Annotated in this window: 20 protein-coding genes; 14 read left to right on the plus strand and 6 right to left on the minus strand. The window is 68.4% G+C overall.

The window, feature by feature from the left end; all coding sequences use genetic code 11:
- The first annotated feature begins 27 nt into the window (after positions 1-27).
- Positions 28-789: an SDR family NAD(P)-dependent oxidoreductase gene (locus B9N97_RS01820; protein WP_085082724.1), complete on the plus strand. Its 762-nt coding sequence runs from the start codon at positions 28-30 to the stop codon at positions 787-789.
- Between the two features lie 10 nt (positions 790-799).
- Positions 800-1498, plus strand: a complete 699-nt coding sequence (locus B9N97_RS01825) for a histidine phosphatase family protein (RefSeq protein WP_085082726.1) — start codon at positions 800-802, stop codon at positions 1496-1498.
- 12 nt (positions 1499-1510) lie between these two features.
- Here the strand turns inward: B9N97_RS01825 and B9N97_RS01830 are convergent, their stop codons facing one another.
- Positions 1511-2263: a FadR/GntR family transcriptional regulator gene (locus tag B9N97_RS01830; protein ID WP_244560498.1), complete on the minus strand. Its 753-nt coding sequence runs from the start codon at positions 2261-2263 to the stop codon at positions 1511-1513.
- 415 nt (positions 2264-2678) lie between these two features.
- Entirely contained in the window at positions 2679-3311 is a 633-nt protein-coding gene (locus tag B9N97_RS01835) for a 3'-5' exonuclease (RefSeq protein ID WP_085082730.1), read from the minus strand.
- Between the two features lie 360 nt (positions 3312-3671).
- Here B9N97_RS01835 and B9N97_RS01840 point away from each other — a divergent pair, with 360 nt between their 5' ends.
- The 3 genes from B9N97_RS01840 to B9N97_RS01850 all read left to right on the plus strand — a co-directional run bounded on the left by B9N97_RS01840 (position 3672) and on the right by B9N97_RS01850 (position 7007).
- Positions 3672-5012 (plus strand): ferredoxin reductase family protein, encoded by a 1341-nt coding sequence (locus B9N97_RS01840; RefSeq protein ID WP_085082732.1) that lies wholly within the window; start codon positions 3672-3674, stop codon positions 5010-5012.
- Between the two features lie 233 nt (positions 5013-5245).
- Positions 5246-6706, plus strand: a complete 1461-nt coding sequence (locus tag B9N97_RS01845; RefSeq protein ID WP_085082734.1) for a permease — start codon at positions 5246-5248, stop codon at positions 6704-6706.
- Positions 6707-6758: 52 nt separating this feature from the next.
- Complete coding sequence (locus tag B9N97_RS01850; RefSeq protein WP_085082736.1) at positions 6759-7007, plus strand: thioredoxin family protein; 249 nt, start codon at positions 6759-6761, stop codon at positions 7005-7007.
- A 233-nt stretch (positions 7008-7240) separates the two neighbouring features.
- Here B9N97_RS01850 and B9N97_RS01855 read toward each other — a convergent pair whose 3' ends face one another.
- Both B9N97_RS01855 and B9N97_RS01860 read right to left on the minus strand, forming a co-directional pair.
- A complete protein-coding gene (locus tag B9N97_RS01855; RefSeq protein WP_085082738.1) occupies positions 7241-7555 on the minus strand; it encodes a DUF1330 domain-containing protein in 315 nt (104 codons plus the stop codon).
- A gap of 67 nt (positions 7556-7622) precedes the next feature.
- Positions 7623-8837, minus strand: coding sequence for an MFS transporter (locus B9N97_RS01860; protein ID WP_158282011.1), 1215 nt, complete (start codon positions 8835-8837; stop codon positions 7623-7625).
- A gap of 395 nt (positions 8838-9232) precedes the next feature.
- Here B9N97_RS01860 and B9N97_RS01865 point away from each other — a divergent pair, with 395 nt between their 5' ends.
- The 6 genes from B9N97_RS01865 to B9N97_RS01890 all read left to right on the plus strand — a co-directional run bounded on the left by B9N97_RS01865 (position 9233) and on the right by B9N97_RS01890 (position 16129).
- Positions 9233-9931: a TetR/AcrR family transcriptional regulator gene (locus B9N97_RS01865; RefSeq protein WP_158282010.1), complete on the plus strand. Its 699-nt coding sequence runs from the start codon at positions 9233-9235 to the stop codon at positions 9929-9931.
- A gap of 201 nt (positions 9932-10132) precedes the next feature.
- Positions 10133-10804 (plus strand): CoxG family protein, encoded by a 672-nt coding sequence (locus B9N97_RS01870; RefSeq protein WP_085082744.1) that lies wholly within the window; start codon positions 10133-10135, stop codon positions 10802-10804.
- A 63-nt stretch (positions 10805-10867) separates the two neighbouring features.
- Positions 10868-12367, plus strand: coding sequence for a CoA-acylating methylmalonate-semialdehyde dehydrogenase (locus B9N97_RS01875; RefSeq protein WP_085082746.1), 1500 nt, complete (start codon positions 10868-10870; stop codon positions 12365-12367).
- A gap of 17 nt (positions 12368-12384) precedes the next feature.
- On the plus strand, positions 12385-13254 hold the full coding sequence (locus tag B9N97_RS01880; RefSeq protein ID WP_085082748.1) for an FAD binding domain-containing protein: 870 nt from the start codon (positions 12385-12387) through the stop codon (positions 13252-13254).
- Positions 13251-13748 carry a (2Fe-2S)-binding protein gene (locus tag B9N97_RS01885; RefSeq protein ID WP_244560499.1) on the plus strand — a complete coding sequence of 166 codons (498 nt, stop codon included), beginning with the start codon at positions 13251-13253 and terminating at the stop codon, positions 13746-13748. The genes B9N97_RS01880 and B9N97_RS01885 overlap by 4 nt, the downstream gene beginning before the upstream one ends.
- Positions 13745-16129 (plus strand): xanthine dehydrogenase family protein molybdopterin-binding subunit, encoded by a 2385-nt coding sequence (locus B9N97_RS01890; RefSeq protein ID WP_085082750.1) that lies wholly within the window; start codon positions 13745-13747, stop codon positions 16127-16129. The genes B9N97_RS01885 and B9N97_RS01890 overlap by 4 nt, the downstream gene beginning before the upstream one ends.
- 36 nt (positions 16130-16165) lie before the next feature.
- On the opposite strand, the gene B9N97_RS01895 is transcribed toward B9N97_RS01890, so the two are convergent.
- Both B9N97_RS01895 and B9N97_RS01900 read right to left on the minus strand, forming a co-directional pair.
- Positions 16166-16786: a response regulator transcription factor gene (locus B9N97_RS01895; RefSeq protein ID WP_085082752.1), complete on the minus strand. Its 621-nt coding sequence runs from the start codon at positions 16784-16786 to the stop codon at positions 16166-16168.
- Positions 16776-18389: an MASE1 domain-containing protein gene (locus tag B9N97_RS01900; protein WP_085082754.1), complete on the minus strand. Its 1614-nt coding sequence runs from the start codon at positions 18387-18389 to the stop codon at positions 16776-16778. Before B9N97_RS01900 ends, B9N97_RS01895 begins: the two co-directional genes overlap by 11 nt.
- A gap of 167 nt (positions 18390-18556) precedes the next feature.
- Here B9N97_RS01900 and B9N97_RS01905 point away from each other — a divergent pair, with 167 nt between their 5' ends.
- The 3 genes from B9N97_RS01905 to B9N97_RS01915 all read left to right on the plus strand — a co-directional run bounded on the left by B9N97_RS01905 (position 18557) and on the right by B9N97_RS01915 (position 21073).
- On the plus strand, positions 18557-19411 hold the full coding sequence (locus B9N97_RS01905; protein ID WP_085082755.1) for a universal stress protein: 855 nt from the start codon (positions 18557-18559) through the stop codon (positions 19409-19411).
- Between the two features lie 67 nt (positions 19412-19478).
- A complete protein-coding gene (locus tag B9N97_RS01910; protein WP_085082757.1) occupies positions 19479-20573 on the plus strand; it encodes a universal stress protein in 1095 nt (364 codons plus the stop codon).
- Positions 20570-21073 carry a PTS sugar transporter subunit IIA gene (locus B9N97_RS01915; RefSeq protein WP_244560500.1) on the plus strand — a complete coding sequence of 168 codons (504 nt, stop codon included), beginning with the start codon at positions 20570-20572 and terminating at the stop codon, positions 21071-21073. The genes B9N97_RS01910 and B9N97_RS01915 overlap by 4 nt, the downstream gene beginning before the upstream one ends.
- Positions 21074-21108 lie beyond the last annotated feature (35 nt).

Consider the following 21108-nt stretch of genomic DNA (forward strand, 5'->3'; position numbering starts at 1 on the left):
TGCATTTCTTCTTCAAGGACATCAGCCATGACTCCGTCCACCCATCCCGTCATCGTCACGGGTGCCGCCTCGGGCCTGGGCGCCGCCACCGCGCGGGCCTTTGCCGCCGCCGGATCCAAGGTCGCGCTGCTCGACCTGTCCGCCGAACGTCTGGCATCGATCGGCGATGAGACCGGCGGCCTCGCCATCCCGTGCGACGTCACCGACGCCGCCTCGGCCGAGCGCGCGGTGGCCATGGCGGCCGAGGCGCACGGACCGGCGCGCATCCTGGTCAACTGCGCCGGCATCGCTCCGGCCGGCCGCATCGTCGGCCGCGACGGGCCGCAGCCGCTCGACGAGTTCGCCCGGGTCGTGTCGGTCAACCTGATCGGCACCTTCAACCTGATGCGGCTTGCTGCTGCGGCCATGACGACGCTCGAACCGCTGGAGGACGGCGAACGCGGCGTGATCGTCAACACAGCGTCGATCGCCGCCTATGAGGGGCAGATCGGACAGGCCGCCTACGCGGCGTCGAAAGGGGGCGTCGCGTCCATGACCCTTCCGGCCGCCCGCGAACTGGCCCGTTACGGGGTGCGGGTGGCCGCGATCGCGCCCGGCCTGTTCGGAACGCCGATGGTCACCGCCATGCCGCAGGAGGTCCAGGACGCCATCGTCGCCAACATCCCCTTCCCCCACCGCTTCGGCAAGCCGGAGGAGTACGCCCGGATGGTCCTGTCGATTGTCGAAAATCCGATGGTGAACGGGTCGGTCATCCGGCTCGACGCCGCGTTGCGCATGCAGCCGAAATAAGGCGGTAGCGATGAAGGGGCAAGGGACTGTCCGGCGCCGGGTCCATCTGGTGCGGCATGGGGAGGTGGCGTATTTTGACCGGTCGGGGCAGCCGCACAACCCGCGCGACGTCCCGCTGACGCCGGCCGGGCTGAAGCAGGTGGAGGCGCTCGCCCACCATCTCGCCGCGGTTACCATCGACCGGGCGGTGTGCTCCGGCTTGCCCCGCACGCGGGAGACCGCCGGGATCCTCATCGCCGGACGCGGGCTGCCGCTGGAGGAGGATGAGGGTTTCCGCGAGATCCGTGGCGGTCGGCTGCGGGACCTGCCGGCGGACGCCATCGAGGAGCGGCTCGCCCACGCCTACGCGGCTTGCGGAGAGGAGGAAGGGCGGTTCCTTGGCGGAGATGTCTTCGCCGTCTTCGCCAGGCGGGTGTCGGCGGCCTTCCACCGGCTGGTCGCCGCGCCGGACTGGCGGTCCTTGCTGCTGGTCGCGCATGACGGTGTGAACCGCGCCATCCTGTGCGACGCCCTCGGCTGCGGCCCGGCCGCGTTGGCGACGCTGGAGCAGGATTATGCCTGCCTCAACATCATCGACCTGGAACCGGACGGTTCCGGCGGCTGGCGACCGCTGGTCCGCACCGTGAACATGACCGCCTATGACCCCGTGAAGGAGCGCCTTCACGCAACGTCGATGGAACAGGTGGTCCACAGCCGCCGACGCGTTTGACAGCGCCCCCGGTCACTCGAAATAGCGGCTGTTGTCGACCGGCTTGTTCATGTCGAGATCGGCCAGCTCGTAGCCCCGCCGGAAATCCCTGATGTGCTTTTCCATCCATTGCGCCGCGTGCTTGGCATCGCGGTTGCGGATTCCGTCCACCACCTCCCGATGGGCCGAGAGCAGGCGGTCCTTGGCATTCAGCCGCGACATCACCTGATAGAAGGCGGGGTAAAACAGCAAACCGATCGGCTCCCGCGCCAACAGCAGCGCCCGATTGCGGGATGCCTTGGCGACGAGGAGATGAAATTCGATGTCGAGGGCGACGAGTTTCTGTTCATGCTCCAGGCAGTCGGCGGTCTCCCGAAGATTGGCCTCGAGCCGTTCGATCTCCTCCTCGGTCGCGCGTGTGGCCGCCAGTTCGGCCGCACGGACTTCCAGCGGCAGCATGGTTTCCCACAATTCCAGAAAGGTGATCTCGTGCAGGATCATGGCCTGGCTGACGCGGGAGGCCAGATCCTGTTCCCGCGGCAGGCTGATGACCAGACGGCGGGCGCTCTTACGGAACACCAGCCCGTTCTGCTCCAGCACGCGAATCGCTTCGCGCACGGTGGAGCGGTTGACCCCAAGCTGTCTGGCGAGATCCAGTTCGGAGGGCAGCTGCTGTCCAACTTTGTAAACGCCCTGCATGATGCATTTTTCGATGTTCGAAGCCACCAGCTGATAAGCCGGTTGAACCTCGACTTTCTCGAAGATCATTGGGTTGTGTTCGGTCAAGGATGCGTCCTTTTGGCACCAAGTCTCGGCATCGACCCAGTCGGCGGATCGGGCAGTGTCGGGTAGTCGGACTATCGTACCTTGTTCGCCGATCGGCGACCAGTGTTAACGGCTGCTGCCTGATCGATCCATGCTCGCCTGACATCGGTGCAAAAAGGCCGGATTGGTGGCTTGACGCATTCCCACGTTGGTCATGGTGTCCGGGCCCTTGCAACCGAAGGCGGCCTCGACCGTCCGGGCGGGCAAAGCTCGAGCGCGCAGGCCCGGACCCCACGTCGTGACGGAAAGTATCGGTTTTGAAGGGGTCCCGCTTCCAAGCCAGGTAACAGAGCTGCGACTTTAGCCCTTTCCACTGCTCAGGGGGCGCACGGCACAATATCCGAATGCCTTGCATCCGAGTGCCCTGCGCTGTGCCTCACTCATACACGGCGCCACGCGGGCCGGTATCTCCCAACGCCATTTTGACGAAGGCGTCAGCCGTCAGGTCCGCGTCGAGCAGCGCGCCATGGTGGGCGAAGCGATCACTCCGGTCGAGCCACAGCCGATCACACAGCGCATCGAGCGAGCCGGAAGCGCCGGGGAAGGCCGCGTGCGACATCTCCTTGGTGCAGATGAACCGGTCCGCCGGGAACGTGTCGGCACCCCATGCCGCGCGTCCGCAGCGCGCGAACTCGTAGTTCAGGAAGTCCATCTCGTTCTCATAGGCATGCGCCACCAGAAGATCCTCGCCCAGAAAGGCGAGAAGCGCGTCGGCCACCTCAGGAAAGCGGGGCGCCGCCTTCAGGTCGGCGGGCTTGATGCCGTGCACCTTGATGGCGTCGGGATGGAGAGGGGCGTCGGGGTTGACCCGGACCTCCCAGCTGCGCGCTTTCCGCCAGGACTCGCCCTCACGGACGAGCTCAAGACACCCGATCTCGATGATGATGCCGGGCTGACGCAGGCCCTTGGGCGCCTTACGGATGTCCAGGAGGCTCGGCATGCGCCGTCCGGTCGTCTCGATGTCGATCGCGACCAGCCGGTCACGGCCTTCCCATGGCTGCGTGCTCATTGAGATCCAATCTTTCGTCGGTGGAGCCGCCCGTGGCACAGATGTGAAACGAGGACAATGCTCCGTCACACCGCTCAGAGTAGCATGGCGAGTGACGTTGTTGCAGCAGCTGGTCGGCCGCATAGGGGCAGACAGCCGGCAGCTCACTCAGCCAGGGCTGATCGCATTTGAGACGTCCAAACCTGTTGCCGCCCGCCACGCACCGTTGCTTTCGATGAATCCCGTTCTGTGATCACGAGCTTCGAACGTCTCCTGGGTTGAATGGCTGCATTGTCGCAAATCGGCTTGCCGCCTGCCCCCCTTCGGAGAAGCATCGACACAAGACCGCTTCATCGGCGGTGCGGCACGGAGAAGGTCGCCATGCGGACGATCAAGATTTCCCTGTGGGGTCTGCTGGCATTGCTGACCGTATTGTGGTTCGCGGCCGAGCCCTCGGTGTTTCGGTGGGCCGGCTACTTTACGCTCCGCGGCAGCATGGTCCAGTACAGCGGTGTGATTGCCATGGGCTGCATGAGCGTGGCCATGATCCTGGCGCTGCGTCCCCGCTGGCCCGAAGAATGGTTCGGCGGTTTGGACAAGATGTACCGCCTGCACAAGTGGCTGGGCATTGCCGCCCTCGTGGTCGCGGTCATCCATTGGTTCTGGGCGCAGGGAACCAAGTGGGCGGTGGGCTGGGGCTGGCTGGACCGGCCGCAACGGGGACCACGACCGGTGCCGGAGAACCCGATCGCGCAATTGTTCATGGACTTGCGCGGCGCCGCTGAAGGCATCGGCGAGTGGGCGTTCTACGCCGCCGTTCTGCTGATCGCGCTGGCGCTGCTCAAGCGCTTCCCTTACTGGCTGTTCTACAAGACGCACCGTCTGCTGGCGGTCGCCTACTTGGTGCTGGTGTTCCACGCCGTCGTGCTGATCAAGTTCGATTACTGGACCGCGCCCGTTGGCTGGGCGATGGCGCCGCTGCTCGCCGGCGGAACCTGGGCCGCCGTCGTGGTCCTGCTCCGGCGGGTCGCCGCCGACCGGCGGGTTCCGGGCCGGATCTCGGCCATCCATTACTACCCGGGTGTGCGCGTGCTCGAGGCCGCGATCGAGGTGCCGCGGGGCTGGCCGGGGCACAAGGCGGGCCAGTTCGCTTTCGCCACCTCGGACGCCGCGGAGGGTGCCCATCCCTACACGATCGCCTCCGCTTGGAACGACACCGACCGCCGCATCACCTTCGTGGTCAAGGAACTGGGCGACCACACCCAGCGGCTGCGGGAGACGCTGCAGGTCGGACAGGCCGTGACGGTCGAGGGGCCGTACGGCTGCTTCACCTTCGATGACTCCTGCCCCAGCCAGATCTGGGTGGGCGGCGGCATCGGTGTCACGCCCTTCATCGCCCGCATGAAGTACCTGGCGGCGAGCCCCGAGCGGCGGCCGCAGACGATCCACTTCTTCCACACCACGCGCGACTACGACGAGGAGGCGATCGCCAAGCTCACCGCCGACGCGGCAGCGGCGGGGGTACGCCTGCATGTCCTGGTCGATGCCCGCGACGGCCGCCTGGACGGGGAACGCATCCGCGCGGCGGTGCCGGAATGGCGTGACGCCAGCCTCTGGTTCTGCGGCCCAGCGGGCTTCGGGCAGGCGCTGCGGCACGACTTCGCGACCCAGGGCATGCCGGTGGACCTGCGCTTCCACCAGGAACTTTTCGCCATGCGGTGACCTCCCAGCCACCAGTCACGGCTTCCTGCGAAATCGTCCGGAGCGGGATGCCTTGCTCGCCGAAGCCCTTCTGATCTCCGTTTCGGAATTCGCCGGCAGGACTTGCCACGACTCGGACCCGTCATCCGAAATAACCATCCTGGTTGCCCCCCGTGATTGACGTGCATCAGGGCGGTTACCGCTCCACCACGGCATACTGATTTCCGGACCTTGCTACACGGAAGGAGGGTACCATGGAGACATCCGCCCTTCCTGTTCAGATTGTTCAGAGTGGACTTGGCAGCTTGGCCGCTTATCTGGCCGCTCATGTGCTGTTGTGCCTCGTCCCGGCATTCTTCATCGCAGGCGGTTTGGCCGCACTGATACCCAAATCGGCGATCACGCGCTATCTGGGGCGCGGCGCGCCAAAAGCCGTCGCCTATCCGGCGGCGGCCGCGGCGGGAAGCCTGCTGGCCGTCTGTTCGTGCACCATCGTCCCGTTGTTCGCCGGCATCTACAAGAAGGGGGCCGGGCTGGGACCGGCCGTCACCTTCCTGTTCTTCGCGCCCGCCGCCAACATCTTGGCGCTGACCTACACGGGCGCGGCGCTGGGCGCCGAGTTCGCGGTGGCGCGCCTCGTGCTGTCTCTGGCCTTCGGCGTGGGCATCGGGATGATCATGGCGCTGATCTTCAGCGAGGACGACCGCGCCCACGCCGGCGAGGCCGACAGCAGCTTCGCCGGGAGCGATCGCCTGCAACCCGCCTCCCTCCTGCTGATGATGCTGTTGGTGGCGCTGCTCATCGCCGGGACACTGAAGGTCGGCTTCCTGCTCGACAGCTACGCCAGCGTCACACTGCCGATCCATGGCATGGACGCGTTCGACGCGACGCTGCACCGGCTGGTGCCCTTCGACCCCGCGAAAGGCGAGGAGGGAATTGGCGCGCAGGGGGCGATCCTTGTCCTGCTGCTCGGTATCATTGCGGCCGTGGCGCCGCGCGGCCTGGGACGGGTGGACGAGGGCTTCAACCGCTGGACTTGGGCGGCATTGGCGCTGGTCATGCTGACCCTGGCGGTCGCGGCGATGGGCATGCAGCCGCACGCCAATGGCGTCACGCTGCACATGACCGGCAAGCTGGCCGGTGTCCTGGCGACAATGGCAGCGATCGCCTGGATCGCGCATCGGTCCATCGATCGGTTCGAGGTGCAGCAATGGCTGTGGGAAAGCTGGCGCTTTGTCCGGCAGATCTTCCAGCTGCTGATCGTCGGCGTCTTCGCGGTGGGCGTACTGCGCGTCTTCATCCGGCCAGAGTGGGTGGAAACGATGGCCGGTGCCAACAGCGTGCTCGCCAATCTGGTGGGCGTCGTCTTCGGTGTGTTCATGTATTTCCCGACCCTGGTCGAGGTGCCGGTCGCGCAGATGTTCTTGTCGCTCGGCATGCACCCGGGGCCGCTGCTCGCCTACCTGATGGCGGATCCCGAGCTGAGCCTGCAGAGCATCCTGATCACCGCCACCATCATCGGTCGCACGAAGGCGTGGGCCTATGTGGGGCTGGTCGCGCTGTTCAGCACGGCGGCGGGCCTGACCTTCGGAGCGTGGAAGGACGGAACCAGTTTGTGGCTGCTCGGTGGATGGCTTTTCCTTTTCCTGGTGGCCCTTGCCGCAGCGCTCTACGCCATCCATCGCCGGAGCGGTCCGATGGCGAAAGCCGCCTGACCGAGCAAACCGCTTCTATCGCCAATCATTTACCGGGAAGGAGGATCGAGCCATGCACGTCAAAGTCCTTGGGCCGGATTGCGCCCGCTGCAAACGCCTGGAGGAACTGACACGGGAGGCGGCGCAGGAGGCCGGCATCCCCGTCGAGATCGAGCACCTCACCGACCCGACCCGTTTCATCGACTACTCGGTCATCACCACGCCGGGCCTCGTTGTCGAGGAGCAGGTCAAGATGTCCGGCCGGCTGCCGCGCCGGGAAGAGATCGTGGCGTGGCTGAAGGAAGCCGCCGGCGGGCAATAAGGAAGTCCAACGCCGAAGCCCTCCGGATTGCCGTTTCGGAATCCGCCATCGGTGTCGTGGACGGCCGATGGCGGGACCGGCTTGGGTGTTGAGGCCGATGGCGGGACCGGCTTGGGTGTTGAGGAGGACGATGCCGGCAGCCTGCCGCTGCACCCTGGTCGACCACGCCGGCTACAAACAAATTCCCGACGTCCGCCGGAACCGGTTCGCTGGACACGGGTTCACGCAGAGTGTCACCCGGCCTGTTCGGAGGGTGATGGCTCCAGGCCTTCGACGAGCACCAGATGGAAGTCGGCTGCGCCCTCGCGATGGCGCCGCGCGTCCTGGTATTCAGGCGACTGATAGCAAGCCTGCGCAGCCTCCATTGAATCAAACTCAATGATGACGCCGCGGGGCCGCTCGACGCCTTCCAGCCAGTGCAGCCGGCCGCCACGGGCCAGCGCCCGGCCGCCGTGCTTGGCGAAGGCGTCTCCCGCGCCCTTGGCGTAGAGCGCGTAGCGATCGGGGTCGTGAACCTGGACCTGGGCGACCCAGTAGGTCTTGGGCATGTGATGTTTCCGCCTCAAAAGGGGTTCCGTCGACGCCGGCCCGAAGGCCGGTGTCACGCGGGGGGACTCACGCCTCGGCAGCGCTGGTCCGGGTTCCGTTGTCCAGGGCTCCGTTGCCGGCATGGGCCGATTGCGCAGTCTTGGCGACCAGCGTTTCCGGCATGAAGAACAGGATGACCACGCCCATGAAGAAGATGACGGAGCAGGCACCGATGCCGAAGCCCAGGCCGTAGGTCTTGGCCATGGCCCCGATGGTCACCGGGGTGACCACCGCACCGATGCCGCGCCCGATGTTGAAGGCGAAGCCGCTGCCCATGGCGCGGATGTGCACGGGAAACAGTTCCGCGAAGTAGGAGCCGAACAGGCCGAACACGCCGCCGAAGCTGAGCCCCATGATCGGGCTGATCCAGAACAGCAGGATGCCGTCGGGGATGAGCACGTAGAGCGGCACGATGATCGAGTCGGCGAGGAAGGCCAGCATCAGCGCCTTGCGCCGGCCGATCCGGTCGGCCAGGGCGGCGAACAGGAAATAGCCGAGGAACGCGCCGGTGAAGATGACGATGCTGAACACGCTCATGTATTCGATGCTGAGGCCGCGCACCGTCACCAGATAGGTCGGGATCCATGCGCTGACGCCCCAGAAGCCACCCATCTGGCACGCGGCGGCGATGGTGGCGCCGATGGTCAGGCTGGCGACGCCGGGTTGGAAGAGCTGGCCCAGGTTGATGCGGGGCTTGTCCTGGCGGACCATGGGCTTCTCATCGGCCGGCACCACCACCCAGAACAGCAGGCCGACCACGATGGCGGTGCCGGTCAGGGCGAAGAGCATGCGCCAGCCGACCTCGGTCAGCAGGAAGCGGCCCATGACCGAGGCCAGGATGCCGCCCAGCGCGAAGGTGCTGAGCATGAAGCCGGCGGCGCGCGCCCGGTATTTGGGCGCCCAATGGTCGGCGATCAGGGCGACGATCGGTCCCCACAGCCCGCCCATGCCGATGCCCTGGAGGAAGCGCAGGACCATCAGCTGTTCCCAGGAGGTGCACCAGTAGACCGCCAGGGTGAACACGCCGAATTCGATCAGCGAGATCACCGCCGCGTTCTTGCGGCCGAAATTCTCGGCGATCCAGCCGAACAGCACGCCGCCCAGCGCCGTGCCGACCATGGTGGCCGAGGCGAGAAGGCCGGCGTCGGTCAGGGAGATGTTCAGGGACGCAATGATGACGGGCATGCAGATCGCCAGGATCTGCAAGTCCAGGCTATCATAGAGATAGGCCAGGAACGTCATGATCAGGACTTTCCAGCGGTGCTGGCTGCCACTCGCGCTTGCATGCATGTGCGGACCTCCCGTATCTGATGCGGCTTTGGTTTTTTTGAGCAACGTTCACCCGACCCGCGATGCGGCGCGCCCACGACCGGGGGTGCCCATCAGCGGGATTCCCACCAGCCGGTGGGTTGACGTTCATGCACTGGAAGCGGAGAATTGACGATCCGCTTTTGACCAACTGGTAAATTGTTAGGATGGCCCCGGCAGCCTGTCAATAACGATGTGTGGGCCAACGAATGGAATGTTGGGGCCTGACTGTTGGGGCCGCCCCACGGCGGCGGCCGCAAGGTAGGGTTTGACGCCACCGGCGTCATCGCCTAAGCAGGACCATCCGCTCACAACCACGCCGGGCCCTCGTGTCGCCCTCCTCGCCGCCCTCCTCCAAGACTCCCGCCGACGCCCCCCGCACCGCCGCACCGCGCCGGCGCCAGCGCCTGTCGACCGAGGAGCGGGAGCGCCAGATCATCGAGGGCGCCATCCAGTTCTTTTCCGAACATGGATTGGCCGGACAGATGCGGGAACTGGCGACGACGATCGGCGTCAGCCATCCGTTGGTGTTCCACTACTTCCCCAGCAAGAAGGCGCTGATCGAGCGGGTCTACGCCGAGGTCTATCTCGGGCGCTGGAAGCCGGAATGGGAGCATCGGGTCAAGGACCGCAGCGAACCGTTCGAGGAGCGGGTGACGCGGGTCTACATCGACTACGCCCGCACCATCCTGACCAAGGAGTGGGTGCGCATCCTGATCCATTCCGCCCTGGCCGACGGCTACATCAACGACAACTACCTGACCCTGGTCGGCGAACGGCTGCTGCGGCCGATCATCGGCGAAACCCGCATCGAACTCGGCCTCGACGACGACCGCGAGCCGACCGAGGCAGAGAACGAGCTGATCTGGGGCCTGCACGGCGGCATCTTCTACATCGGCGTGCGCCATTGGATCTACGGGCACAAATTCCCGGAGAACCTGCCCCAGGTCGTCACCGACCGGGTGCGGGCCTTCGTGCTTGCCGCCCGCGAGATCTTCCCGCGCGAAGCCGGCAAGCCGGCCGGCTGACCGCCCTCCCCGTCCTTCAGTCCTGACCGTTCCAGCGCCGGCGGCGCGGCCTGCCGGGCCGCAAGCCGGTAAAACCCGCCTGGGCGACCGCACGCGCGATTGATTATTGACCAAGCGGAAAATAGCTTGACCCGTATTGACCACGTGGTAAATACTGCCCGGCAAGCAAGGGCACCCGCCCCATAAGATCGGAGGAAGCCAGTGGAACTCACCGGCGAACAGAGGATTGCCGCGCCGCGCCTGCGCGTGTGGGAATCGCTGAACGACCCGCAGGTCCTGAAGCACTGCATTCCAGGGTGCGAGGATGTCATCCGCCACAGCGACACCGCGTTCGAGGCCAGGGTGCTGACCAAGGTCGGCCCGCTTCGCGCTCGCTTCTCCGGACAGGTGGAGATGTGCGACATCGACGCCCCGGCGGGCTGCACCCTCCGGTTCGAGGGCGGCGCCGGGTCGGTCGGCATGGCGCGCGGCCAGTCGCGGGTGACGCTGGAGGAGGCGCCGGACGGCACCCTGCTGCGCTACACCGCGGAGGCCGCCATCGGCGGCAAGCTGAGCCAGATCGGCGGCCGGCTGATCGACGCCTCGGCCCGCAAGATGGCCGACGATTTCTTCCGCGCCTTCAACGACCGCCTCACCGGTCCGGCCGACGCTGCCGCCGACGGAACGCCCGCCGCACCCGCCGACATCCAGAGCCAGCCCCAGAACCAACCCCTGCCCCAGCCCGGCCTCCGGGCCGATGCGCCGCGGCGGCCGGCGGCGCCCGCCGCCGCGCCGGTCCATACCGGCGGCTGGGGCGGCGAGTTCCAGCGCTTCTTCTGGCTGGCCACCGGCGCGGTGCTGGGCGGCGTCATCGGCTACCTCATCCACATCTGACACGCCCACATCGGGCCCTTACTGCGGGCCCTTACCGATCGCTCGACGCGAAAAGGAACGACGATGACCATCCATGACGCCGTGCCCCACTGGATCGGTGGCAGCGAACATCGCGGCACCGGCGACCGCCGGGGCGACGTCTTCAACCCGGCCACCGGCGAGGTCGTGCGCACCGTCGGCTTCGCCGACGCCGCCGACGTCGATGCCGCCGTCGCCGCGGCCAAGCGGGCCCTGCCGGGCTGGCGCGCGACGACGCCGCTGCGCCGGTCGCGCATCCTGCAGGCCTATCTGACGCTGCTGCGCGAGAACGAGCGCGAGCTGGCCGCAGTGGCCTCGCAGGAGCATGGCAAGACGCTGGACGACGCGCTTGGCTCGGTCCGCCGCGGCATCGAGGTGGCGGAGTTCGCCTGCGGCATCCCCCACCTGCTGAAGGGCGAGCACGCCGGCGTCGGCACCGGCATCAACGCCTATTCCCTGCGCCAGCCGGTCGGCGTCTGCGTCGGCATCACGCCGTTCAACTTCCCGGTCATGGTGCCCATGTGGATGTTTCCCATGGCCATCGCCTGCGGCAACACCTTCGTGCTGAAGCCGTCCGAAAAGGTGCCGACCTGCAGCGTGATGCTGGCGCGGCTGTTCGCCCAGGCCGGCCTGCCCGACGGCGTGCTGAACGTGGTCCATGGCGACAAGGCGGCGGTCGACGCCCTGCTGGAGCACCCCGACGTGGCGGCCGTGTCCTTCGTCGGCTCCACCCCGATCGCGCGCAGCATCTACGAGACCTGCGCCCGCAACGGCAAGCGCGTGCAGGCGCTGGGCGGCGCCAAGAACCACGCCGTCGTCATGCCCGACGCCGACCTGGACTTCACCACCGAGGCGCTGATCGGCGCCGCCTTCGGCTCGGCCGGCGAACGCTGCATGGCGATCTCGGTGGCGGTGGCGGTGGGCGACGTCGCCGACGCCCTGGTCGAGCGGCTGGCCACCCGCGCCCGCGCGCTGAAGACCGGCCCCGGCATCGAGCCCGGAATCGACATGGGACCGCTGATCACCGGCGCGCACCGCGACAAGGTGAGCGGCTACGTCGACGCCGGCGAGCGCGAGGGCGCCGCCCTGGTGGTGGACGGCCGCACCGTCGAGGTCTCCGGCGGCGAGCGGGGCTTCTTCGTCGGGCCGACGCTGTTCGACAAGGTCGACCCGTCGATGAGCATCTACCGCGACGAGATCTTCGGCCCGGTGCTGTCGGTGGTGCGGGTGGAGACGCTGGAGGCGGCGATCGCGCTGATCAACGGCAACGCCTTCGCCAACGGCACGGCGATCTTCACCGGCTCCGGCGCCGCCGCCCAGCTGTTCGAGGAAACCGTCGAGGTCGGCATGGTCGGCATCAACGTGCCGATCCCGGTGCCGATGGCCTTCTTCTCGTTCGGCGGCTGGAAGAACTCGCTGTTCGGCGACCTGCACGTCCACGGCACCGAGGGCATCAAGTTCTACACCCGGACCAAGGCGGTGACCGCGCGGTGGCGGGTCGGCAACGCCACCGCCCCCACCCTCGTGATGCCCACCCTGGGCTGAACAGGAGACCAACGGCCATGAAGGCGCCCCCCTTCGCATACCGGCGCGTCGACAGCGTCGCCGCCGCCGCCGCCCTGCTGCGCGAGCACGGCGACGAGGCCCGGCTGATCGCAGGGGGGCAGACCTTGCTGGCCACCCTCGGGATGCGGCTGTCCGAACCGTCGCTGCTGATCGACATCCGCGGCATCACCGAGATGCAGGGCATCGCGGTGGCCGACGGGCATCTGCGCATCGGGGCGCTCGCCCGCCATGTCGATGTCGAGCGTTCCGCCCTGGTCGCCCGGCATCTGCCGCTGCTGTCGCTGGCGGCCCCCCACATCGCCCACGCCGCCATCCGCAACCGCGGCACCTTCGGCGGGTCCATCGCCTTCGCCGATCCGGCGGCGGAATGGCCGGCCTGCACCGTGGCGGCCGACGGCGCGCTTACCTTGAGCGACGGCACCCGCAGCCGGACGGTGGCGGCGACCGACTTCTTCCTCGGCCTGTACCAGACGGCGCTGCGCCCGGACGAACTCATCACCGCCGTGCAATTCCCCCTGCCCGGCCCGCAGCGCCGCTTTGCCTTCACCGAGCTGGCCCGCCGCCACGGCGACTACGCCACGGTCGGGGTGGCGCTGGCCGGCGACGTGACGGACGGACGGCTGGACAACCCGCGGATCGTCTATTTCGGTATCGGCGGCACGCCGGTGCGGGCGCGGGCGGCGGAAGCGGCGCTGGCCGGCGGCCGGGCCGAGCCTGCGGCGCTGGACCGGGCGGTGGCCGAACTGGGCGGCGAGCTGGCCCCGGCCGGCGATCTCTACGCCGCCGCCGCGACCAAGCTCCACCTCGCCGGCGTGCTGCTGCGCCGCGGCATCCAGTCTCTCATGGCGGAGGACGTACAATCGTGACCGACAGGATCCTGGTCAACATCACCGTCAACGGCATGGTGTACGAGCGCTGGATCGAACCGCGCCTGCATCTCGGCGACTTCCTGCGCGAGGAACTGGGGCTGAAGGGCACCCATCTCGGCTGCGAGCACGGGGTGTGCGGCGCCTGCACCGTGGTGGTCGACGACGAGATCGTGCGCTCCTGCCTGACGCTGGCGGTCCAGGCCGACGGCGCCATGGTGGAGACCATCGAGGGCAAGTCCGAAAGCGGCGCGATCCGCGACCTGCAGGACGCCTTCCTGGAGCGCAACGCCCTGCAATGCGGCTTCTGCACGGCGGGGCTGCTGCTGACCGCCGACGCCCTGCTGCAGGCCGAGCCCGAGGCCGACCGCGCCCGCATCCGCGAGCATATTTCCGGCAACTACTGCCGCTGCACCGGCTACCACGCCGTCGTCGACGCCATCGAAACCGTGGGCGAGCGCCGCCGGGCCGGCGCAAGGGGAGCACAGCCATGAACAGCATCACCCCCCGCGCCGCCACCGTCGAAAAAATCGTCGGCCGAGCCGTGCCGCGCCCCAATGCCCGCCGGCTGGTCGAAGGCCGCGGCACCTATGTCGACGATGTCGAGCTGCCGCGGATGGTCCATGTGGCCTATCTGCGCAGCCCGCACGCCCACGCCCGCATCCTGCGGATCGACGCCGCCGCGGCGCTCGACATGCCGGGGGTGGTCGCCATCGTCGACGGCCGCCAACTGGCGGAGATTTGCGCGCCCTTCGTTGGCGCGCTGTCCCATCTGGCCGGCATGCGCTCGCCGCCGCAGCACGCCATGGCCGTCGACCGCGCCTGCTGGCAGGGCGAGGCGGTGGTGGCGGTGGTGGCGCAGACCCGCGCCCAGGCCGAGGACGCCATGCAGGCGGTCGAGGTCACGTGGGAGGTGCTGCCGGCGGTGACCCGCATGGACACCGCGCTCGACCCCGGCACCCCGGTGATCCACCCCGAGCTGGGCGACAACCTGTGCTTCCACCGCGAGGTCGACAGCGGCGGTGTGGACGATGCCTTCGCCGCGGCGGATGTCGTGGTGGAGGAGACCTATGATTTCGGGCGCCACACCGGCGTCACGCTGGAGCCGCGCTCGATCCTGGCCGACTACAACCCGGCCGAACGGCGGCTGACCGTCCATCATTCGCATCAGGCGCCCCACATGATGGGCGACCTCTACGCCCGACTGATGGGGATTCTCGAGGCCGACGTGCGGGTGCTCTGCAAGGATGTCGGCGGGTCGTTCGGCATCAAGGTCCACGCCTACGCCGACGATTTCGCCACCGTCGCCCTGTCGGTGCTGCTGGGGCGGCCGGTCAAGTTCGTCGCCGACCGGCTGGAATCCTTCGTCACCGACATCCACGCCCGCGAGCATCGGGTCAAGGCCCGGCTGGCGCTGACCCGCGACGGCCGCTTCCTCGCATTCGACATCGCTGACCTGACCGGCATCGGCCCCTATTCGATGTACCCGCGCACCAGCGCGGTGGAGGGCAACCAGGTCATCAACCTGTGCGGCGGCCCCTATGACCATCCGCACTACCGCGCCACGCTGGACGTGGTGTTCCAGAACAAGGTGCAGACCAGCCAGTATCGCGGCGTCGGCCACCCCATCGCCTGCGCCGTGACCGAGGGCATCGTCGATCTGGCCGCCGCGACGCTGGGGATGGACCCGCTGGAGCTGCGCCGGCGCAACCTGATGGCCGACGACAGCTTCCCCCGCAAGGGGGCGTCGGGCATCCTGCTGGAGAGCCTGTCCCACCAGCGCTGTCTGGCCCGTCTGGAGGAGATGGTGGATTTCCCCGCGCTCCGCCGCGAACAGGCAGAGCTGCGCGCCAAGGGCATCCATCGCGGCATCGGCATCGCCGTGCTGATCGAGCTGACCAACCCCGGCGCCGCCTTCTACGGCACCGGCGGTGCGCGCATCGCCTCGCAGGACGGCGCCACCGTCCGGCTCGATCCGACCGGCATCGTTCATTGCGCCAGCGGCGTCGGCGAGCAGGGCCAGGGCACCGAGACCATCTTCGCCCAGATCGTCGCCGACGAGGTCGGGGTGCCGATGGACCGGGTCCGGGTGCTGACCGGCGACACCGCCGCCACCCCCTATGGCGGCGGCACCTGGGCGTCGCGCGGCGCCGGGATCGGCGGCGAGGCGGTGCTCCAGGCCAGCCGGCAGCTGCGCGCCAACCTGCTGGAGTTCGCCGCCGTCCATCTGGGCCTGCCGGTGGAGCGGCTGCGCATCGCCGGCGGCTCGGTGATCGACACCGCCGAGGGCGTCGCCCTGATGGATCTGGCCGAGCTGGGCAGCCTCGCCCATTTCCGCCCGGACCTGCTGCCCGCCGGCTTCCAGCCGGAACTGGTGGTCACCCGCCATTACGCCCAGCGCGACTATCCCTTCATCTTCACCAACGGCATCCAGGTTTCCCATGTCGAGGTGGATGTGGAGACCGGCGTGGTGACGCTGCTCAAGCACTGGGTGGTCGAGGATTGCGGCCGGGTGCTCAACCCCCTGCTGGTCGACGAGCAGATCCGCGGCGCCGTCATGCAGGGGCTGGGCGGCGTGCTGTTCGAGGAATGCCTGTATGACGAGAACGGCGTGATGCGCAACGGCAGCATGGCCGACTATCTGGTGCCGATGGCCGGCGAGATGCCCGACATCGAGGTGGCCCACGTCGAGACGCCGACGCGCTCGTCCGAACTGGGCGCCAAGGGCGCCGGCGAGGCTGGGACCGCCGGGGCGCCGGCGGCGGTGATGAACGCGATCAACGACGCCCTGCGGCCCTTCGCCGTCCGCCTGACCGCGCAGCCGATCACCCCGGAGAAGATCCTGCACGCCCTGCACCCCCACCTCGCCGGCTGACCCGGAGCGGTTTTGTCCGGCGCCTGCGACAGAGGATCAGGCGCTTCCCTGCTCCAGCCGCGTCAGCGCGCGGGCAAGTTCGGAGGCGTTGCGCATGCCCATCTTCTCCAGGACGCGGGCGCGGTGGGTCTCCACCGTGCGGATCCCGATGTCCAGCCGGCGGGCGATGATCTTGTTGGGAAGGCCTTGGGCCACCAGTTCCACCACCTCGCGCTCGCGCGGGGTGAGCAGGGTCATCCGGTGACGGATCTCCGCCGCCTCGACGCCCGCCTGCCGTTCGATCCGGTCGCGTTCGCAGGCTTCGCGCACCCGCTCGATGAGCAGGTCCTCGTCGAACGGCTTCTGCAGGAAGTCCACGGCGCCGGCCCGGAAGGCACGGACGGCGGCGGGAACGTCGCCATGTCCGGTGATGACGATCACCGGCAGGCTCAGGCCGCGCCGGATCATCTCCTGCTGCAGCGTCAGACCGTCCATGCCCGGCATCCGAATGTCGATCACCGCGCAGCCCGGCTGGTCGGGATCGGCGGCGGCCAGGAACTCGGCGGCCGACGCACAGAGGCGAACGGTCAGCCCGGCCAGTTCCAAATGCACCGCCAGCGCGTCGCGGACGGCCTCGTCGTCATCGACGATGAAGATGACGGGAACATCAGGCGTCATCGAAGTCGGTCCCGGATCCGTGGATGGGCAGGGTGAAGCGGAACACCGTCTCCCCGTGGGGCAGGCGCTCGCTGGTCAGGGTGCCGCCGTGCCCCTCGACGATGCTGTGGGCGATGGACAGGCCCAGCCCCATGCCCGTGGCTTTGGTGGTGACGAACGGGGCGAACAGGTTCCGCTCCACGACATCCGACAGCCCCGGCCCGCTGTCGCGCACGCCGACCGTGACGAAGCCCGCCTCGGTTGCGGGGTGAGCGAAGACGACGATGCGCCGCAGGCGGGGGTCGGGGGAGTCCATCGCCTCGGCGGCGTTGCGCACGAGGTTGAGGATCACCTGCTGCAGCTGCACCGCGTCGCCGCTGACGGCCGGCAGGCCGGGCGCCACCTCGGCCTGGATGGACACGGAATGCTGTCCGGCGACGGGGGCCGCCAACGCCAGGCAATCGGCGATCAGCGCACCGACCGACAGCGGCGCAGGGTCGCTGCGCCCCTTGCGCACGAAATCGCGCAGGCTGCGGATCACCCTGTCGGCCCGTTCGGCCTGCACCACGGTCTTGTCGAGGATCTCATTCAGGCGGGGCGAGGCCTGCTCGAGCTTGGCGATCTTGCGGGCGGCACGGGCGTAGCTCATGGCGGCCGACAGCGGCTGGTTCAGTTCGTGCGCCAGGGCCGCCGCCATCTCGCCGGCTTCGGTCAGGCGCGACGCGCGGTCGAGGTCCGATTGGCGCTCGCGGATCACCGCTTCGACCCGGCGGCGCTCGCTGACCACGGCGCCCAGCAGCAGCGCGGTGACCGCCAGGGTCAGCATGAGAAGCTGGAAATGGGTGGTCCGCGCCGTCTCCACCCCGGTCACCTGGATGGCGACGATCAGCCCGCCCTGGGTGACGGCCGAGGCGAGCGCCGCCCCCGCCAGCCCGTGCCTTACGGCCACCGCCACCGCCGGCAGGAACAACAGGTAGAAGTGCTCGTACTGGGCCGAGGCGAGCGGTCCGAAATCCAGCCACAGCGTCACACCGATGAGCAGGCCGTACGCCGCCATCTCGGCCGCCCCCCTCCAGGACGCCCGGGGCACCGTGCCGCGCAGGGCGACCAGCACGACGGGTGTCAGCACCGCGATTCCGATGACCTCCCCGACCCAGTAGCGCAACAGGGCCCCGGCGAAATCCGACCAGGGGAACAGGCCGATCAGTGTGTGGAGAGCGATGTAACCCGCCCCCACCGCCAGCGGCGTCATCGCCGCGCCGACGAGCAGCAGCACGATGTCGCGCAATTTGGCGAGGCGGGGGTCGAGACCGAGCCGCCGGCGCAGCACCCAGGCCGCCCCGCCGTAACCGGCGGCGAGGATGCCGTTCGCCACCGCCGTCACCCACAGGGCGACGGGCAGGTCGCGCACCATCAGGTCGGCCACCATCAATCCCAGCCACGCCAGCGGCACGGCGCGGAAGCCGACGACGATCAGCATTCCCATCATCAGCCCGGCAGGGGGGTTCCATGGGGTGATGTTGAGCGGCGCGACCTCGTGGATGAAGCTGATCCAGTCCAAGGCCAGGTGAGCGGCCAGATAGGCCGGCACGAAGACCCAGCGGCCCCGGAGATCCTTCGGCATGTCCTCCCGCCTGATCGATGTGGTGATCCCGCCTGTAACGATAGGAACGGCCGGGCGCGATGCAATCCGTATTAGCCGGCATAGACAGGGCCGGCGGCCATTCCCGATCATGTCCTGAACATGAACGCCCGAATGCAGCACGCCCGTTTGGGGCGGGGAGTACAGCCATGAAGAACCTGCGACGAATTCTGCTGGCCACGGACCTCGAACCGAAATCGGATCGGGCGATGGAGCGCGCGGCGCAACTCGCCCGCCAGTCCGGCGCCGAGTTGACCGCCCTGCACGTCGTCCATGACGGGGACGGTCCGTACGCCCATTTGCCGCTCCACCATATCGAGGCGGAACTGCATCGCCATCTGCTCGCGGTCCCGGGCGCCGCCGGCCTCACGATGCGGGCGGTCGCCGTACGGGGTGCTGCGGTGGAACCGCAGGTCGCCGGTTATGCCGGGTTGTGGTGGCCCGATCTGGTCGTGGTGGGCGTCCACGCGCATGACGGCTTGGCAGACGTGTTCCTGCCGCCCACCGTCGAAAGGATTGCCATCGCCGACGAAACCCCCGTGCTGATCGTGCGCGACAAGCCGCACGGCCCCTATGCCCGTGCCCTGGTTCCCGTCGATTTCTCGGAACGGTCGCGCGCTGCGGTGGAGACCGCGCGTCGGCTGTTGAGCGACGGCAACCTCCACCTGCTGCATGTTGCGGACCTCCCGCTCGCCTCCCGCTCCCCGACGGGGCGGTCCACGGCCGGCGATATCACCCATGAGTTCGCCGGCGAGTTCGGGAAGATGCTGAGGGGAATGGCTCCCGACGGTCCCGCAGTCACCCGCGAGGTGCGGATCGGTCACCCGGTTCCGGAGATCGTCCGGGCTGCACGGTACGGGCACTACGATCTGGTGGTGATGGGATCGGCGCGGCGCGACGGTCTGATGCGCGCCTTCCTGGGCAGCGTCACCCAGGACGTGCTCGCCGACCTGCCCTGCGACGCCCTGCTGGCAGGCGATTCGGTCGGGGACCTTCAGCGTTGAGTCCCGGCGCTGCGGGAGCCGCGATGCCACCCGCTTCCACCGCGGGCAGAAACACCGGAGATGACCGATGGACGTAGACCGTGAACCATGGCCGCCGGGATGGCGCATGGAGAATGAGCCGGCGGGGGACAACGTCGTACCGCTCAGGCCAGAGTCCGAGACGGGCGCGCTCGCACGGCGCCCGGCTGTGCGGCGGACACCGCCCGGCGCCCGCCGCACGGGCGGCCGGCCGGACCGGTCGGAGGGACCGCCTCACAGGATCCTGCTGGCCACCGACCTCAGCTTCCGCTGTGAACGCGCGCTGGAGCGGGCGGCGTCGCTGTCCGCCCAGTGGCAGTCGACGCTCGTGGTGCTGCATGTGCTCGACACGCCCGCCTCCTGTCTTCCGGAGCCCGACCGCCGGCCGTCATGGTCTCCCGTCGCGCCGCGCAACCTCGCATGGAAGAGGCTGCTCGCCGACGTCGGTGCCGTCACCAAGCAGGCCACCTTGCTGATCCGGGAGGGCGATCCGGCCGAAGCGATCGCGCACACGGCGGAAACGGAGCATTGCGGCCTGATCGTGTTCGGCATCACCCGTGACGCCGTTCTCGACCGCCTATTCCTGGGCAGGACCATAGACCGTCTGCTGCGCCGGTCCCGCCTGCCCCTCCTCGTCGTGAAGGAGCGCCCACGCGGGCCGTATCGCGACATCGTCGTCGCCACGGACTTCTCCGACGCGTCGCGCGAGGCGCTGGAAGCGGCAGCCCGCATGTTTCCCGGTCAGGCGCCCACGGTCTTCCACGCCTACGAGACCCCGTTCTCCGGGCTGGCCGCAGATCCGCGCGCGCGCCGGCAGGAGTATCGGGACATCGCCGTGCAACAGTGCCGGGCCTTTCTCGCGAGGGGGCGGCGGCCGGCCGCCCGGTGGCCGGAGCGCGTCGTGGTCGAGAGTGGATCGCCGGAGCTGCTCTTGCGGAATTACGTCCGCGATCTAAACGTTGATCTGGTGGTCCTCGGCATGCACAGGCGCAACGCCATTGTTGAACTGATCGCCGGCAGTGTCGCCAAGACGATCATGGACGATGTGCCGTGCGATGTTCTGGTCGTCCAGCAGATGTCGGATGTCCGTGAAGGGACTGACGGCGGAGGCCAGCCAATGGAAACCGCGGACAGTCCGCCATGATGGAGACGGCGATGAGCATCCCGGAGTTGCTACCGGCACCCAACGTCATTCTCGACGCCGAGCCGCCCAACAAGGCGGCCCTGCTCGACCTTCTGGCGGAGGAAGCCGGTCAGCGGCTTGGACTTCCCAAGCCGGAGGTCCTCAGCGCGCTTCAGGCGCGCGAGAAGATCGGCTCCACCGGGCTCGGCCGGGGGGTCGCGCTTCCCCATGCCGAGATCCAGGATGCCCGGGCGCCGCTGGTCTTGTTCGCCCGGCTCCGCCGCGCCGTCAACTTCGACGCCCGCGACGAGGAGCCCGTGGATCTCGTCTTCCTGGTGCTCTGGCCCGCTGCGGCCCGCAAGGGCCTGCTGCCCACCATGTCGGAAATCTGTCGTGCCCTGCGCGAACCGCAGACGCTGCGCCGGCTGCGCGCCGCGGAGACGGCCGAGGATGTGGTCCAGCTGGTGCTCCAGGCAGTTCCTCCCGAAGCGGCCCAGGACGATACGCCACCCGGGGAATGACCGCCGTCGTCGACCACCCCCACCGCAACGACGAT

Source organism: Azospirillum oryzae, from assembly GCF_900177515.1.
In the GTDB taxonomy this organism is placed as follows: domain Bacteria; phylum Pseudomonadota; class Alphaproteobacteria; order Azospirillales; family Azospirillaceae; genus Azospirillum; species Azospirillum oryzae_A.